Source organism: Cupriavidus necator A5-1 (genome assembly GCF_000744095.1).
Classification (GTDB): domain Bacteria; phylum Pseudomonadota; class Gammaproteobacteria; order Burkholderiales; family Burkholderiaceae; genus Cupriavidus; species Cupriavidus necator_A.
Window position 1 is genome coordinate 3369854 of record NZ_JQLI01000008.1, and the last position, 15458, is coordinate 3385311.

The window sequence follows — 15458 nt, forward strand, 5'->3', positions numbered from 1 at the left end:
CCCGGGAAAAATATGTCGTTGTCATGTCCACATCATGACAAAATCAAACTGTCATGAAAATGACACGTTGCTATGGAAAAGTCGCCACATTACCAAAAGAAAGCCCATGCTCATGTCGACGACTCCGTCCAGTACGCTGCTCAATCGCGAACTGGGCATCCTGGAATTCAACGCTCGCGTGCTGGCGCAAGCCGCAGACCCGAAGGTCCCTCTGCTGGAGCGGCTGAAGTTCATCTGCATCGTGTCCAGCAATCTGGACGAGTTTTTTGAAATCCGCATGGCAGGCCTGAAGGAACAGATGCGCGACAACGCGTCGGGCCTGACGCCGGACGGCCTCTCTTTCCAGCAGACCTACCAGCTTGTCACCGAGCGCACGCAACGGCTTGTTGCTTCGCAGTATGACATGCTGCAGAACACCATTTTTCCACTTCTTGAAAAAGAAGGGGTCTTTTTCCACCTGACCACCACCTGGACCGACGCCCAGCGCGAATGGGCGCGCGAGTTCTTCCAGCGCGAGCTGGCGCCTGTGCTGACCCCGATCGCGCTGGACCCGGCCCACCCTTTTCCGCGCGTGCTCAACAAGAGCCTGAACTTCGTGGTGGAACTGTCCGGCAAGGACGCCTTCGGCCGCGCGGCCGACCTCGCCATCGTGCAGGCGCCGCGCGCGCTGCCGCGCGTGGTCAAGATGCCGGAGAAGCTGTCGGGGTACCCGTTCGGCTTTGTGATGCTGTCTTCCTTCATGCAGGGCTTCGTGCACGAGCTGTTCCCGGCGATCGAGGTGCACGGCTGCTACCAGTTCCGCGTCACGCGCAATTCCGACCTGTTTGTGTCGGAAGACGAGATTACCGACCTGCGCGAGGCATTGCAGGGTGAACTGCCCACGCGCCATTTCGGCGACACCGTGCGGCTGGAAATCTCGTCCGATACCCCCCGCCCGCTGGCGCGCCGCCTGCTGCTGGAATCAGGGCTGACAGAGCAGGACTTGTACCGTGTGTCCGGCCCGGTGAACCTGGTGCGCCTGATGCAGATCCCCGACATGGTGGACCGGCCCGCGCTCAAGTACCCGCCGTACGTGCCCGCGCCGGTCAAGGCCTTTGCCACCGGCGCGTCGATGTTCGACGTGATGCGCCAGCAGGACGTGCTGCTGCACCACCCGTACGAGAGCTTCACCTCCGTGCTCGACCTGCTGCAGCTGGCCGCGGCCGACCCCAACGTGGTCGCGATCAAGCAGACGGTCTACCGCACCGGCAACGAGTCGCTGGTGATGGAAGCGCTGATGACGGCCGCGCGCAACGGTAAGGAAGTGACGGTGGTGGTTGAGCTGCTGGCGCGCTTTGACGAGGAAACCAATATCAACTGGGCCGAGCGGCTGGAATCGGCCGGCGCGCACGTGATCTACGGCGTGGTCGGCCACAAGTGCCACGCCAAGATGCTGCTGATCGTGCGGCGCGAACCCACCGGCCCCAAGGCCAAGCAGGTCAAGCTGCGCCGCTACGCCCACCTTGGCACTGGCAACTACCATCCGCGCACCGCCCGCCTGTACACGGATTTCGGCCTGCTGACCGCCAACGAGGCGATCTGCGAAGACGTGCACCACGTGTTCCAGCTGCTCACCGGCACCGCCGGCACCATCCGGCTGAACCACCTGTGGCAGTCGCCCTTCACCATGCAGAGCAGCCTAGTCGACCATATCCGCGCCGAGGCCCGCAATGCGCGCGCCGGCAAGCCGGCGCGGATCATCGCCAAGATGAACGCACTGCTGGAGTCATCGATCATCGACGAGCTCTACAAGGCCTCGCGCGCGGGCGTGAAGATCGACCTGATCGTGCGCGGCGTGTGCGCGCTGACGCCGGGCGTGCCGGGCATGTCGGAAAACATCTCGGTGCGCTCCATTGTCGGGCGCTTCCTGGAACACCACCGGGTCTACTACTTCCTCGCCGGCGGCGATGAGGTGCTGTACCTGTCCAGCGCCGACTGGATGGACCGCAACCTGTTCCGTCGCGTGGAGGTCGCCTTCCCGATTCTGGACAAGGCGCTGAAGGCGCGCGTGATCAAGGAAAGCCTGCAGGTGCACCTGCGCGACAACGCGTCGGCGTGGATCATGCAGCCGGACGGCAACTACATGCGCAGGCAGACCCGCTCCAAGCATCCGCATGTCAGCCAGAACGACATGCTGGAGATGTTCGGCGGCACGCCGTGAAAGGCCAGCGGAATGAAATGAAGAATCCCGCCGGCACTCAGGGTTTTAGGGAATCATTCGTAGAAGCCTGCGGGAGAGAAGTGTCCTCATGTCGCGGCGAGCGTCGCAAACGATGTGGATGTAGATAACTTCCTCCCTGACCTCGTAGATAATGCGGTTCATGCCTGAGATAACCTGGCGGTACTGCTGAAGGGTCAGGTCTGCAAGTTCATCAGGGACGGCGCCGCCTTGCGGGAGGGTCTGAATCGTCTGAACCGAGTCTTTGATCTTCTGGAAGGCCTCTTGCCAGGCGGGCTTGCCAAAGCTCTTGATCAGGTAGCGGCGAAGGTCTTTCAAGTCCTCTTCCGCTCCTGCAAGGAAAACGGCCCTCACTCGCGGTCTTCCTTGGCCAGATCGGCAAAGACGTCCTCGACATCACGTAAGCGACCTTGCTCAAGGTCAAGGGTGCCCATGGCAAGAAGCTTCAGAAGGGCAAGGGCCTCTTCCTGCTGTTCGTACGAACGAACATCCATCACCACAAGTTTTGCCTCGCCATTCTGGGTTATCAGCATCGGCTCGCGGGACTCGGAAATCTCCTTGACAATCTCGGCCGCGTGGCTCTTGAGGTAGCTAATGGGCTTGACTTGGGTTGAGAACTTCACGACTGGGCTCCCGGCTTACGCAACATGTCTGAGGACTAAATATAGACTAAATATGGTCCTCGCACCAGAATGACCAGCGCTTGGGAGAACAAGAAGGAGCTTTCAGGCAGCGCGCCGCGAGGAATCCGGCGCCTGCGGCGAGGTCGTGACGCCCGTGGCAGGTACCGCGGCTGCCGTGCCGTCACCGCCCGCTGTGCGCAAGCTGCGCTCGAGCGGGAAGATCACCCGGAACACGCTGCCACGGCCAACCTCGCTGGTCACGCGCAGATCGGCATGATGGCGCGACAGCACGTGCTTGACGATGGCCAGTCCCAGCCCGGTGCCGCCGGTATCGCGCGAGCGGCTGCGGTCAACGCGGTAGAAGCGCTCGGTCAGCCGGGGAATATGTTCCGGCGCGATACCCAGTCCGGTATCGGCGACCGAGAACACCGCATGGCCGTCCTCCCAGCCAAGCCGCATCGTGATGCGCCCGCCGTCCGGCGTATAGCGCACCGCATTGGACACCAGGTTGCCCAGCGCGGAAAGCAATTCGGTTTCCGCGCCGCGCAGGCCCACGGTGGTGTCGATTTCGGCCGATACCTGGTGCCGCCCTTGCGACAGCGCCTCGGCGTCGTGCCTGAGGTGCGCCACCATCGCCTGCACCGGCACGATGTCGTTGCCCGGCGCCTGCTCATCGCTTTCCAGCTTGGCCAGCGCCAGCAGGTCTTCGACGATGCTCTGCATGCGCACCGACTGCACCAGCATCAGGTCAATATAGCGACGGCGATCCTCCTCCGATACCGGCAGGTCGCGCACGGTCTCCAGGAAGCCGGTCAGTACCGTCAGCGGCGTCTTCAGCTCGTGCGAGACGTTGGCGACGAAGTCGCGGCGCATGGCCTCGGTGTTCTCGAGCTTGGTGATGTCCTGCGTGATCACCAGTTTGCGGTTGTCGCCATACGGCAGGATCTGCACCGCGATCACGCTGTGCTTGTGCTCGCCCATGTCGCGCATCACCAGCGGCTCGTCAAAGCGCTGCCGCGTCAGGTAGTGGACGAACTCGGGCCGGCGGATCAGGTGGGTAATGCGCTGGCGCACGTCGCGCCGCGCATTCAGGCCGAAGTGCTGCTCGGCCACGTCGTTGCACCATTCGATCTGGTCGGCGTCGTCCAGCATCAGCACACCGTTGGGCGAGGCCTGGATCGCCTGGATAAAGCGCGTATGCTGCTGCTCGACCTGCAGCACCTGGGTGCGCCAGCGCTTGACCAGCCGGTGCAGCCGGTAATAGACCTCGCCCCACAGGCCGAGCGCGCTCGGGATCTCGCCGTAGACCGGCGCGTCCAGCACCTTCCACAGGCGGTTGATCTGGTACAGGTAATAGCAAAGCAGCCAGAACAGCGAGGCGCAGGCAAGCGCCAGCGCCGGCACCGGGCCGAAGGCCAGGTAGATACCGGCGGACAGCACCAGCAGACCGATCAGGATGGCCGCGGAACGGGCCCAGATGACATTCATGCGCAGGGTTCAGGCTCGCGACCCGGATTGAGCAAAGGGCCGCTTGGTTGCGACGGAGTGTGCCACGATTTCGCCGCGCCCTGCCAGCAGCGTGGGGATCGGTGGCCGGACCGGGCGCCGCGCGCCCTGCCCGGCCGGAAGCGTCAGGCGCCGGGGGTGCGCGCGAGCCGGTAGCCGCTGCCGCGCACGGTTTCGATCATATTGCTGTAGCCGCCCGGCGTAAGCGCCGCCCGCAAGCGCTTGATATGGACGTCGACGGTGCGCTCCTCGACAAAGACATGGTCGCCCCAGACTTGGTCGAGCAATTGCGACCGGCTGTGCACACGCTCCGGATGCGTCATCAGGAAGTGCAGCAGGCGGAACTCGGTGGGGCCCAGGTCCAGCTTGATCGGACCGCTGTCGTCCTGCCCGGTGACGCGGTGCGTGGCCGGGTCCAGCCGCAGGCCGTTGATCGCGACCACGTCGTCGGTCAGCTGCGGCGCGCGGCGGCGCAGCACGGCCTTGATCCGCGCCAGCAATTCCTTGGGCGAGAACGGCTTGGTGACGTAGTCGTCCGCGCCGGCCTCCAGCCCCATCACCTTGTCCTGCTCCTCGCCGCGCGCGGTCAGCATGATGATGGGGATCTGGCGGGTGCGGTCGTTGGCCCGCAACTCCTTGGCGAAGTTCGCGCCCGACTTGCCCGGGAGCATCCAGTCCAGCAGCACCAGGTCAGGCAGCACGTCGCTCATCAGCGACAGCGCCTGCTCGGCGTTGTAGGCCCGGATCGGATAGTGCCCCGCGTGCTGCAGGTTGACGGCGATCAGTTCGGCGATCGCCGGTTCGTCTTCGACAACGAGAATACTGCTTGGCATGTGTATCGTTCTCCGCAATCAGGCAGCCGCTCAGCTCAAGGCTTCGCGCTCCATGTCCTCGCGCGAGACATGGCGGACGTCCGTCCCCTTGACAATGTAAATGATAAATTCCGCGATGTTCTTGGCATGGTCGCCGATGCGCTCGATCGCCTTGGCGATGAACAGGAAGTCCAGCGCGACCGAGATCGTGCGCGGGTCTTCCATCATGTACGTGATCAGCTTGCGCACGAAGCCGCGGAATTCCTCGTCGATGGCCTTGTCGTCCTTGACGATGCGCGCCGCCGCCACGGTATCCAGGCGGGCAAAGGCGTCCAGCGCCTGGCGCAGCAGCGAGATCGCCATCTCGCCCGAAAGCTTGACCTCGGCGTAATTGATGCTATGTGCCGACGCGTCTTCCATGATGTGCTTGGTGCGCTTGGCGACCTTCTCGGCCTCGTCGCCGGCGCGCTCGAGGTTGGTGATGGTCTTGGAGATGGCCATCACCAGGCGCAGGTCGCGCGCGGTCGGCTGGCGCCGGGCGATGATATTGCCGCAGTCGGCGTCGATCTCGACTTCCAGCGCATTGAGCTGCTGTTCGCGGGCGATGACCTGGTCGGCGACCTCGCCGTCGAAGTCGGTCAGCGCGCGCATGGCGAGCTCGATCTGCGACTCGACCAGGCCGCCCATCTGCAGCAGCTTGGTGTTGATCGCGTTGAGGTCGGCGTCGAACTGGGTCGACAGGTGCTTGTCTGTCATGGGTTTCTCCTGGCCGCTGTTGGTATGCTACGCCCTGCGGTGACGATCAGCCGAATCAACCGAAGCGGCCGGTAATGTAGTCTTCCGTTTCCTTGCGGTGCGGCTTGATGAAGATCTTCTCGGTCTCGCCGAACTCGATCAGCTCGCCCAGGTACATGTAGGCGGTGTAGTCCGAGCAGCGCGCCGCCTGCTGCATGTTGTGGGTGACGATCACGACCGTGTACTCGTCCTTCAGCTCGGCGATCAGTTCCTCGATGCGGCCGGTGGAGATCGGGTCCAGCGCCGAGCATGGCTCGTCCAGCAGCAGCACTTCCGGGCGGATGGCAATGCCGCGCGCGATGCACAGGCGCTGCTGCTGGCCGCCGGACAGGCCGTAGCCCGACTGGTTCAGCTTGTCCTTGGCCTCGTTCCACAGCGCCGCCTTGGTCAGCGCCCACTCCACGCGGTCATCCATCTCCGAACGCGACAGCTTCTCGAACAGGCGCACGCCAAAGGCGATGTTGTCATAGATCGACATCGGGAACGGCGTCGGCTTCTGGAACACCATGCCGACCTTGGCGCGCAAGAGCGCGATGTCCTGGCGCGCGGTCAGCAGGTTGTCACCGTCCATGTTGATTTCACCTTCAGCGCGCTGCTCGGGGTACAGCGCATACATCTTGTTGAAGGTGCGCAGCAGCGTCGACTTGCCGCAGCCCGACGGCCCGATAAAGGCCGTGACCTTGCGGTCGGGGATCGACATGTTGATGTTCTTCAGCGCATGGAACTGGCCGTAGTAGAAGTTCAGGTTGCGCACGTCGATCTTGGCGCGTACCGAATCGGGAATGTCGATGACGGTGGAAGTCATTGCGTTTCTCGCTTGCAGTCTTTGGGGCGGACGGGTTGCGTGGTCCGGCCGCTTATTTCTTGAACAGGATGCGCGCCAGGATATTCAGGGCCAGCACGCCGAGCGTAATCAGGAACACACCCGCCCAGGCCAGCTGCTGCCATTCAGTGAACGGGCTCATGGCGAAGCGGAAGATCGTCACCGGCAGGTTGGCCATCGGCTTGTTCAGGTCGCTGGTCCAGAACTGGTTGGACAGCGCGGTGAACAGCAGCGGCGCGGTTTCGCCGGCGATACGGGCCACTGCCAGCAATACCCCGGTCACAATCCCGGCGTAGGATGACTTCACCGTGATCGACATCACCATCTTCCACTTGGGCGTGCCCAGCGCGAAGGCGGCCTCGCGCAGTGCGTTGGGCACCAGGTTCAGCATGTTCTCGGTGGTGCGCACCACGATCGGCACCTGCAGAAGCGCCAGCGCGCAGACCCCGGCCCAGCCCGAGAAGTGGCCCATGCGAGTCACTACCAGCGCGTAGACGAACAAGCCGATCACGATCGACGGCGCCGACAGCAGGATGTCGTTGATAAAGCGGATAAGGCTGGCCAGCGGCGAGCTCTTGCCATACTCCGCCAGGTAGATGCCGGCCAGGATGCCCAGCGGCGTGCCGAACAGCGTGGCCATGCCGACCATCACGAAGCTGCCGAAGATGGCATTGGCGAGGCCACCGCCGGCGGTGTTGGGGGCCGGCGTCATCTGCGTGAACAGGTCCAGCGACAGGCCTCCCACGCCCAGCGTGACGGTAGTCCACAGAATCCACGCCAGCCAGAACAGGCCGAAGCCCATCGCCACCAGCGAGGCGGTCAGCGCATACAGGTTGGTGCGGCGGCGGCGCGCCTGAAGCCGGGCGCGGATGGCATCCGCGTCGGGGCGGACCGCCGGGATCGATACGGTAGAGGTAGACACGGCTTGGCTCGCGTGGCTCATTTGGTACCCTCATTTTTTGCCAGTCGCAGCAGCAACAGCTTGGACAGCGCCAGCACCACGAAGGTAATGAAGAACAGGATCAGGCCCAGCTCCATCAGCGCGGCGGTGTGCAGGCCGGCGCCGGCTTCGGCGAACTCGTTGGCCAGCGCCGAGGTGATGCTGTTGCCCGGCGAGAACAGCGAAGCGCTGTCCAGCAGGTTGGTGTTGCCGATCACGAAGGTCACGGCCATTGTTTCGCCCAGCGCGCGGCCCAGGCCGAGCATGACGCCGCCAATGACGCCGGCGCGGGTGTACGGCAGCACCACGTTCCACATCACTTCCCAGGTGGTGCAGCCCACGCCGTAGGCGGATTCCTTGAGCAGCACCGGGGTGACTTCAAACACGTCGCGCATCACCGAGGCGATGTACGGGATGATCATGATCGCCAGGATTACGCCCGCGCACAGCAGGCCGATGCCCAGCGGCGCGCCCTGGAACAGCTTGCCGACCACCGGCAGCTGGCCGACCGTGGCGGCCAGGGGCTTTTGGAAATACTCGCCGAAGATCGGCGCGAACACGAGCAGGCCCCACATGCCGTAGACGATCGACGGCACTGCAGCCAGCAGTTCGATGGCGGTGCCCAGCGGGCGGCGCAGCCACGCCGGCGACAGCTCGGTCAGGAACAGCGCGATGCCGAAGCTCACCGGCACCGCGATGATCAGTGCGATCAGCGAGGTCACGACGGTGCCGTAGATCGGCACCAGCGCGCCATAGACATCGGCGGGAGGATCCCACTCCGCGGTCCACAGGAAGCGCGCGCCAAAGGTCTGGATCGAAGGCCAGGCGCTGATCGCGAGCGAGACGATGATGCCGCCCAGCAGCAGCAACGTCAGGATCGCGGCGCCGCGCGTCAGGCCGCCGAACAGGATGTCGCCGGTGCGGCTTGGAGGCTGGACGTTGCGGATTTCGGAGGGGGTAGTCGCCATGTCGGGAATTCAGGGTGGATCGCCGCTTCCGCCTGGGCGGAAGCCCGGTGTCCTGGCGGGATTCGGGCTGCCCGGACACCGGCCCCGCAGTCACGCGGGGCCGGCGATACCGTCAGATCAGTACAGCGCCTTGCCCGAGGCGTCCTTGACGCTGGTCTTCCAGGTCGAGCGGATCTGGTTCACCACGTTCTCCGGCAGCGGCACGTAGTCAAGGTCGGCGGCCATGTTGGCGCCGCTCTTGTAGGCCCAGTCGAAGAACTTCAGCACTTCGGCACCCTGCGCTGCCTTTTCCTGGTTCTTGTGGACCAGGATGAAGGTCGCGCCGGCGATCGGCCAGGCATCCTTGCCCGACTGGTTGGTCAGGATCTGGTAGTAGCTCTTGCTCCAGTCCGCACCAGCCGCGGCGGCCTTGAAGGCATCGTCGCCCGGCTTGACCACGGCGCCCGACGCGTTCTTCATGTTCACGTGGGTCATCTTGTTCTGCTTGGCGTAGGCGTACTCGACGTAGCCGATGGCGCCGTTCAGGCGCTGCACGAAGGCGGCCACGCCTTCATTGCCCTTGCCGCCGGTGCCGCCACCCGGCCAGTTGACCGTGGTGCCCTCGCCCACCGCACTCTTCCAGTCGGGGCTGACCTTGGTCAGGTAGTTGGTGAAGATGAAGGTGGTGCCCGAACCGTCGGCGCGGCGCACCGGCAGGATGTCCTGGTTCGGCAGCTTGGCTTGCGGGTTCAGCGCCTTGATCGCGGGGTCATCCCACTTCTTGATCTTGCCCAGGTAGATATTGGCCAGCACCTCGCCGGTGATGGTCAGGTCGCCCGGCTTCACGCCCTGCAGGTTGATCACCGGCACCACGCCGCCGATCACGGTCGGGAACTGGACTAGGCCCTGCTTGTTCAGCTCCTCGTCCTTCAGCGGCGCGTCCGAGGCGCCGAAATCGACCGTCTTGGCGCCGATCTGCTTGATGCCGCCCGACGAGCCGATGGATTGATAGTTGACCTTGTTGCCCGTTGCTTTTTGGTATGCGTCGGCCCACTTGGAATACACGGGCGCCGGGAAAGAAGCGCCTGCACCGGTAATTTCCGCCGCGAACGCAGTGCCTGCTACCACCATCGAAACGATGCCTGCCACGGCAGTCTTGACCAGTTTCATATGTCCTCCAGAGAACATTGGTTGGGAATGACAAATTTTTGACAAGACGAACTCTATGCTCCCCATATGACAATTCCGTGACATCTTTAAATCTTCTTGAAACCCGCTGCCAGCAAGGGATCACGGTTGCCATCGTGTTGTCACGGCCTCGAAATGTGACGGCGGTTAATTGCGTTCTGGTGTAAAAAAACGCCGAGGCTGACCCCGGCGTTCTACGTGAGGATGCGGCGTATCAGGCGCCGAGCGCGTCTGCCAGGGTTTTGGCTGCGCGCTCGGCCATCTCGGCCTGTTCGGCCTCGACCATCACGCGCACCACCGGCTCCGTGCCCGAAGCGCGAATCAGCACCCGGCCGCGGCCTTCCAGCTGCGGCTCGATGGTTGCGCGCGCGGCTTGCAGGCCGGCATGCGATTGCCAGTCGAAGCCCTTCTGCACGCGCACGTTGATCAGCGTTTGCGGGAACAAGTCCACGCCTTCCAGCAGCTGCGCCAGCGTCTTGCCGCTGCGGCGCAGCGCCGCCAGCACCTGGAGCGCCGACACAATACCGTCGCCGGTGCTGTGCCGGTCCAGGCACAGCAGGTGGCCGGAACCCTCGCCGCCCAGCGTCCACTTGCGCTTGTTCAGCTCTTCCAGCACATAACGGTCGCCCACCTTGGCGCGCACGAACTCGACGCCCTGGCGCTTGAGCGCCAGTTCCACCGCCATATTGGTCATCAGCGTGCCGACGGCGCCCGGCACCGACTGGCCAACGGCCTGGCGGTCGCGCACGATCAGGTACAGAAGTTCGTCGCCGTTGTAGAGGCGTCCGCTCGCGTCCACCACTTGCAGCCGGTCGGCGTCGCCGTCGAAGGCCAGGCCCAGGTCCGCGCCGTTGGCCCTGACCGCCTCGATCAGCTTGGCCGGCGCGGTGGCACCGTAGCCGTCGTTGATATTGCGACCGTCCGGCTGGTTGCCGATGGAAACGACATCGGCGCCCAGTTCATGGAACACGTGCGGGGCGATGTGGTAGGCCGCGCCGTGGGCGCAGTCGACCACCAGCTTGAGCCCGTGCAGGTCCTGCTCGTGCGGGAAAGTGCTCTTGCAGAATTCGATATAGCGGCCGGGGGCATCGTTGATACGGCGCGCGCGGCCCAGTTCCTCGGACGGCGCGCAAACCATCGGCTCCTCCATGGCGGCCTCGATTTCGGCCTCGACCTCATCGGGCAGCTTGTCGCCATCGGCGGAGAAGAACTTGATGCCGTTGTCGTAGTAGGGATTGTGGCTGGCAGAGATCACTACACCGGCGGACAGCCGCAGCGCGCGTGTCAGGTAGGCGATGCCGGGCGTGGGCAGCGGCCCGGTCAGCAGCACATGCACGCCGGCCGAGGTGAAGCCGGCTTCCAGCGCCGCTTCCAGCATATAGCCGGAAATGCGCGTGTCCTTGCCGATCAGCACGGTCGGGCGACCCTGTCCGGTCTTGGCCCCGTGGGCCAGCACCTTGCCGGCGGCATGGCCCAGGCGCATCACGAAGTCCGGCGTGATCGGCGCCTCGCCAACCCTGCCCCGTATGCCATCCGTCCCAAAGTACTTGCGTGTCATTCGCTGATTCCCTTTCTCTGTTCGTTGCTCCGTCAGACGCTCTCTGGCGCTCTGCCCTGCACTTCCCGGCGACGCGCCTCAGGCCCCGCCGACGGCTTCGTTGCGCACCGCCCACCAGGTCTTGACGGCATCCACCGTCTGCCCGACATCATGCACGCGCACGATAAATGCACCGCGCTCTACCGCACACACCGCCGCGGCAATGCTGGCCGCGATCCGTTGTTGCGGCGGGCGCCCGCCGAGGATCGCACCCAGCGTGGATTTGCGCGAGATGCCCGCCAGCACCGGCAGGCCCTCCAGCGCCAGCCGCGGCAGTTGCCTGAGCAGGCGCAGATTATGATCGGGCGTCTTGCCGAAGCCAAACCCCGGATCGAGGGATAGTCGGGCGTCGTCGATACCGGCAGCGCGCAGCGCGGCGATGCGTTCGGCCAGGAACTCGGCCACCTCGGCGACCACGTCGTCATAGTGCGGGTCTTCCTGCATGGTCTGCGGATCGCGCTGCATGTGCATCACGCACAGGCCGGCCTGGCCGGCTTCCGGCGCCGCCAGGGCCTCGACCGCGCCCGGCATGCGGAAACCCCAGATATCGTTGATGAGATCGGCTCCGGCCGCAAGCGCGGTGCGCATGACCTCGGGCTTGTAGGTGTCGATCGATAGCGGCTTGCCGCAGTCGCGCAGCGCTTCGACCATGGGGATCACGCGGGCCAGTTCGTCTTCCAGCGGCAGCGCGGCCGAGCCCGGGCGGCTGGACTCGCCGCCAATATCGATAATGTCCACGCCCTCCGCGATCATCTGCTCGGCATGGCGCAGCGCCGCATCGCGGCTGGCGTGCTGGCCGCCATCGGAGAACGAATCGGGCGTGACATTGAGAATGCCCATCACCAGCGGGCGCTGGTCCAGCGCAAAGCGGAAACGTCCGCACTGGAAGTACCGGGTCTGAAGAGTCTGCTGCAAGGTCGGAATACTTGAGGAAAGTCTGTGCGCGAACCCGTCGCGCAAAAGGAAAAGCCGGTGCACCAAGCACCGGCTTCGGATACAGCCACTACACAGCCTCCACCACTACGTCGTCAGCCAGACGAAGTCTGGGGGATCAGGCCGTGGCAGGCGCGTTGGTCGGCGCCACCGGCGAACCGCCCGAAGGCGTGCTGCCGCCACCGTTCGGGCCCGACGCGCTGCGCGGCGGACGCGGCGGCTTGCCGGCCATGATGTCGTTGACCTGGTCGGCATCGATGGTTTCCCACTCCATCAGCGCGTTGGTCATGGCCTCGACCTTGTCGCGGTTCTCTTCGAGCAGGCGCTTGGCCAGCGCATATTGCTCGTCGATGATGCGGCGGATCTCGGCGTCGACCTTCTGCTGCGTGGCTTCCGACACGGTCTTGGACGACAGCTTGCCGAACATGCCATCCTGCTCGGTATCCACGTAGACCATGGCGCCGAGCGAATCGCTCATGCCGAAGCGGGTCACCATATCGCGGGCGATCTTGGTGGCGCGCTCGAAGTCGTTGGACGCACCGGTGCTCATGGCGTTGAGGAAGACCTCTTCCGCCGCCCGGCCGCCGAAGAGGATCGCGACCTCTTCCAGCATGCTGTCCTTGTACTTCGAATACTTATCATGCTCCGGCAGCTGCCAGGTCACGCCCAGTGCCCAGCCACGCGGCATGATGGTGACCTTGTGCACCGGGTCGGCCTTGGGCAGCAGCTTGGCCACCACTGCATGGCCGGACTCGTGGTAAGCCGTGGCCCGGCGCTCTTCTTCGCGCATGACCGTCGACTTGCGCTCCGGACCCATGTAGATCTTGTCCTTGGCGTCCTCGAAGTCCTGCATGTCGACCACGCGCTTGCTGCGGCGGGCGGCAAACAGCGCGGCCTCGTTGACCAGGTTGGCCAGGTCGGCGCCCGAGAAGCCCGGGGTACCGCGCGCGATCACCGAGGCGTCGACGTCGTTGCCGATCGGCACCTTGCGCATATGGACCTTCAGGATCTGCTCGCGGCCGCGGATGTCCGGCAGGCCCACGTAGACCTGGCGGTCGAAACGGCCCGGACGCAGCAGCGCCTTGTCCAGCACGTCGGCACGGTTGGTCGCGGCGATCACGATCACGCCCGAGTTGGCCTCGAAGCCGTCCATCTCGACCAGCATCTGGTTCAGGGTCTGCTCGCGCTCGTCGTTGCCGCCGCCCATGCCGGCGCCACGATGGCGGCCGACCGCGTCGATTTCATCGATGAACACAATGCACGGGGCCTGCTTCTTGGCGTTCTCGAACATGTCGCGGACACGGGCCGCGCCCACGCCGACGAACATTTCCACGAAGTCGGAACCCGAGATGCTGAAGAACGGCACCTTGGCCTCGCCGGCGATGGCGCGCGCCAGCAGCGTCTTGCCGGTACCCGGAGGGCCGACCAGCAGCACGCCGCGCGGGATGCGGCCGCCCAGCTTCTGGAATTTCTGCGGGTCCTTCAGGAAGTCGACCAGCTCGACCACTTCTTCCTTGGACTCGTCGCAGCCGGCCACGTCCTGGAACGTGACGGCGTTCTGGTTCTCGTCGATCAGGCGCGCACGCGACTTGCCGAATGAGAAAGCGCCGCCTTTGCCGCCCCCCTGCATCTGGCGCATCATGTAGAACCAGAACACGATGATCAGCAGGGTCGGCCCGAGGTAATACAGGGCCTGGACCAGCACGTTGGGTTCGTCGTCCGCCTTGCCGGTCACCTGGACGCCGTACTTCATCAGGTCGCCGACCATCCAGATGTCGCCCGGCGAGATGATGGTGTACTTGGCGCCTTCCTTAGGCGAGACCACCAGGTTGCGGCCCTGCACGTCGACACGCGACACCTTGCCGTTCTTGGCGTCATCCATGAACTGCGAATAGGTGACGCTGTCCTGCGCACGGGGCTTGTCGAACTGCTTGAAGACGGTAAACAAAACCAGCGCGATCACGAGCCAGATTGCCGCCTTTTGAAACAGGTTGTTATTCAAGGCCGAACTCCTTTGCAATTGCCTTGCCAACGGATAGCTGCATTGTAATGCAGCGCCCGCCCTCGGGGGGAAACAGCGAAACTATGACGCCGATAGCAGCGGGTGGGGCACTTTCCCCTTTTTATTTCGCCCTGACCTCGATCGGGATCGGTCAATCCACCGTCTTCAGATAGCGCCCAAGGATAAAAGTCTCTGAGGACTTGTCGCGCGACGCCTTGGGCTTGCGCTTCGCGACCACTTTGAACTGCCGCTTGAACTTTTCCACGATCTGGCTGTAGCCGCTCCCGTGGAAACACTTTACCAGCAATGCCCCTTCCGGCTTCAGATGGGCCTGCGCAAATTCCAGGGCCAGGTCGCACAAATACTCGATCCGGGCCGAATCGGCGGAGGCTACACCCGACAAGTTGGGGGCCATGTCGGACAAAACAAGGTCGATCTTGTCGCCGCCGGAGGCGTCCAGCACTACACTTTCCAGCTGGCGGAAAACCGCCTCCTCGCGAAAATCACCCTGGATAAAAGTGACGTCGGCGACGGCCTCCATCGGCAACAGGTCGATCGCGACCACGGCGCCGTCGATTTTGCCGTCCTTGGCCCGCGGCGATGCCGCCAGCTTGTTGCGCGCGTACTGGCTCCAGCTGCCCGGCGCCGCGCCCAGGTCGACGATCACCTGCCCCGGCCGGATCAGCTTGTCCTGCTCGTCGATCTCCTTGAGCTTGTACGCCGCGCGGGCCCGGTAGCCCTCGCGCTGCGCCATCTTTACGTACGGATCGTTAATGTGGTCGTGCAGCCACGAATGGTTGAACTTGTTTTTTGCCATGCCTAATACCAGCCCTGTTCCCTGCCCCCGTTGCCTGCCAACGCCGCGCGCCGAAGGTTTTTCTACTGTTTTGATGATTTTGCCGCCCGACAGTGCCGGATTGACGGATAATACGCGCCAATCCGCATCCCGACCGCCGGCGAGCCCCCTGGGCCCCGCCGGTTTGCCGCCCCCGGGCGGCCGTCGGAAGCCTGCCCTTGCCCGGCCGCCGTGTTCATGACTGCCAGCGCGGGCTGCAGCGCCAGATTTCCAGCGCC

Annotated in this window: 14 protein-coding genes; 1 reads left to right on the forward strand and 13 read right to left on the reverse strand. The window is 64.3% G+C overall.

Going from position 1 to position 15458, the window contains the following annotated elements; all coding sequences use genetic code 11:
* Positions 1–112 precede the first annotated feature (112 nt).
* Positions 113–2200 (forward strand): polyphosphate kinase 1, encoded by a 2088-nt coding sequence (ppk1, locus tag K307_RS39660; RefSeq protein ID WP_042888040.1) that lies wholly within the window; start codon positions 113–115, stop codon positions 2198–2200.
* A gap of 45 nt (positions 2201–2245) precedes the next feature.
* On the opposite strand, the gene K307_RS39665 is transcribed toward ppk1, so the two are convergent.
* From K307_RS39665 to K307_RS39725, 13 genes are all read right to left on the reverse strand, one after another.
* A complete protein-coding gene (locus K307_RS39665; protein WP_042886504.1) occupies positions 2246–2572 on the reverse strand; it encodes a type II toxin-antitoxin system RelE/ParE family toxin in 327 nt (108 codons plus the stop codon).
* Positions 2569–2841: a type II toxin-antitoxin system Phd/YefM family antitoxin gene (locus K307_RS39670; protein ID WP_042886505.1), complete on the reverse strand. Its 273-nt coding sequence runs from the start codon at positions 2839–2841 to the stop codon at positions 2569–2571. Before K307_RS39670 ends, K307_RS39665 begins: the two co-directional genes overlap by 4 nt.
* A 102-nt stretch (positions 2842–2943) precedes the next feature.
* Complete coding sequence (gene phoR, locus K307_RS39675; protein WP_042886506.1) at positions 2944–4329, reverse strand: phosphate regulon sensor histidine kinase PhoR; 1386 nt, start codon at positions 4327–4329, stop codon at positions 2944–2946.
* 143 nt (positions 4330–4472) lie between these two features.
* Positions 4473–5180 carry a phosphate regulon transcriptional regulator PhoB gene (gene phoB, locus K307_RS39680; protein ID WP_022535813.1) on the reverse strand — a complete coding sequence of 236 codons (708 nt, stop codon included), beginning with the start codon at positions 5178–5180 and terminating at the stop codon, positions 4473–4475.
* A 30-nt stretch (positions 5181–5210) separates the two neighbouring features.
* Positions 5211–5915: a phosphate signaling complex protein PhoU gene (gene phoU / locus K307_RS39685; protein ID WP_042886508.1), complete on the reverse strand. Its 705-nt coding sequence runs from the start codon at positions 5913–5915 to the stop codon at positions 5211–5213.
* Between the two features lie 55 nt (positions 5916–5970).
* The gene (gene pstB, locus K307_RS39690; protein WP_022535815.1) at positions 5971–6759 is read right to left on the reverse strand and encodes a phosphate ABC transporter ATP-binding protein PstB; all 789 of its coding nucleotides are present in this window, start codon (positions 6757–6759) and stop codon (positions 5971–5973) included.
* A gap of 52 nt (positions 6760–6811) precedes the next feature.
* Positions 6812–7720, reverse strand: a complete 909-nt coding sequence (gene pstA, locus K307_RS39695; protein WP_042886509.1) for a phosphate ABC transporter permease PstA — start codon at positions 7718–7720, stop codon at positions 6812–6814.
* The gene (gene pstC / locus K307_RS39700; RefSeq protein WP_042886511.1) at positions 7717–8685 is read right to left on the reverse strand and encodes a phosphate ABC transporter permease PstC; all 969 of its coding nucleotides are present in this window, start codon (positions 8683–8685) and stop codon (positions 7717–7719) included. The genes pstA and pstC overlap by 4 nt, the downstream gene beginning before the upstream one ends.
* Positions 8686–8802: 117 nt before the next feature.
* Positions 8803–9834 carry a phosphate ABC transporter substrate-binding protein PstS gene (pstS, locus tag K307_RS39705; protein ID WP_042886512.1) on the reverse strand — a complete coding sequence of 344 codons (1032 nt, stop codon included), beginning with the start codon at positions 9832–9834 and terminating at the stop codon, positions 8803–8805.
* A gap of 232 nt (positions 9835–10066) precedes the next feature.
* The gene (gene glmM / locus K307_RS39710; RefSeq protein ID WP_042886513.1) at positions 10067–11410 is read right to left on the reverse strand and encodes a phosphoglucosamine mutase; all 1344 of its coding nucleotides are present in this window, start codon (positions 11408–11410) and stop codon (positions 10067–10069) included.
* A gap of 78 nt (positions 11411–11488) precedes the next feature.
* Positions 11489–12364, reverse strand: coding sequence for a dihydropteroate synthase (folP, locus tag K307_RS39715; protein ID WP_042886514.1), 876 nt, complete (start codon positions 12362–12364; stop codon positions 11489–11491).
* Between the two features lie 136 nt (positions 12365–12500).
* On the reverse strand, positions 12501–14384 hold the full coding sequence (gene ftsH, locus K307_RS39720; RefSeq protein WP_042886515.1) for an ATP-dependent zinc metalloprotease FtsH: 1884 nt from the start codon (positions 14382–14384) through the stop codon (positions 12501–12503).
* Between the two features lie 151 nt (positions 14385–14535).
* Positions 14536–15201, reverse strand: a complete 666-nt coding sequence (locus K307_RS39725) for an RlmE family RNA methyltransferase (protein WP_042886516.1) — start codon at positions 15199–15201, stop codon at positions 14536–14538.
* Between the last annotated feature and the right edge of the window lie 257 nt (positions 15202–15458).

Excerpts from the sequence above, each read along its gene's own strand:
- phoB (WP_022535813.1), bottom strand. The coding sequence starts at position 5,180 with ATGCCAAGCAGTATTCTCGTTGTCGAAGACGAACCGGCGATCGCCGAA.
- pstA (WP_042886509.1), bottom strand. The coding sequence starts at position 7,720 with ATGAGCCACGCGAGCCAAGCCGTGTCTACCTCTACCGTATCGATCCCG.
- pstS (WP_042886512.1), bottom strand. The coding sequence starts at position 9,834 with ATGAAACTGGTCAAGACTGCCGTGGCAGGCATCGTTTCGATGGTGGTA.
- phoU (WP_042886508.1), bottom strand. The coding sequence starts at position 5,915 with ATGACAGACAAGCACCTGTCGACCCAGTTCGACGCCGACCTCAACGCG.
- ppk1 (WP_042888040.1), top strand. The coding sequence starts at position 113 with ATGTCGACGACTCCGTCCAGTACGCTGCTCAATCGCGAACTGGGCATC.
- glmM (WP_042886513.1), bottom strand. The coding sequence starts at position 11,410 with ATGACACGCAAGTACTTTGGGACGGATGGCATACGGGGCAGGGTTGGC.
- pstC (WP_042886511.1), bottom strand. The coding sequence starts at position 8,685 with ATGGCGACTACCCCCTCCGAAATCCGCAACGTCCAGCCTCCAAGCCGC.
- phoR (WP_042886506.1), bottom strand. The coding sequence starts at position 4,329 with ATGAATGTCATCTGGGCCCGTTCCGCGGCCATCCTGATCGGTCTGCTG.
- pstB (WP_022535815.1), bottom strand. The coding sequence starts at position 6,759 with ATGACTTCCACCGTCATCGACATTCCCGATTCGGTACGCGCCAAGATC.
- K307_RS39725 (WP_042886516.1), bottom strand. The coding sequence starts at position 15,201 with ATGGCAAAAAACAAGTTCAACCATTCGTGGCTGCACGACCACATTAAC.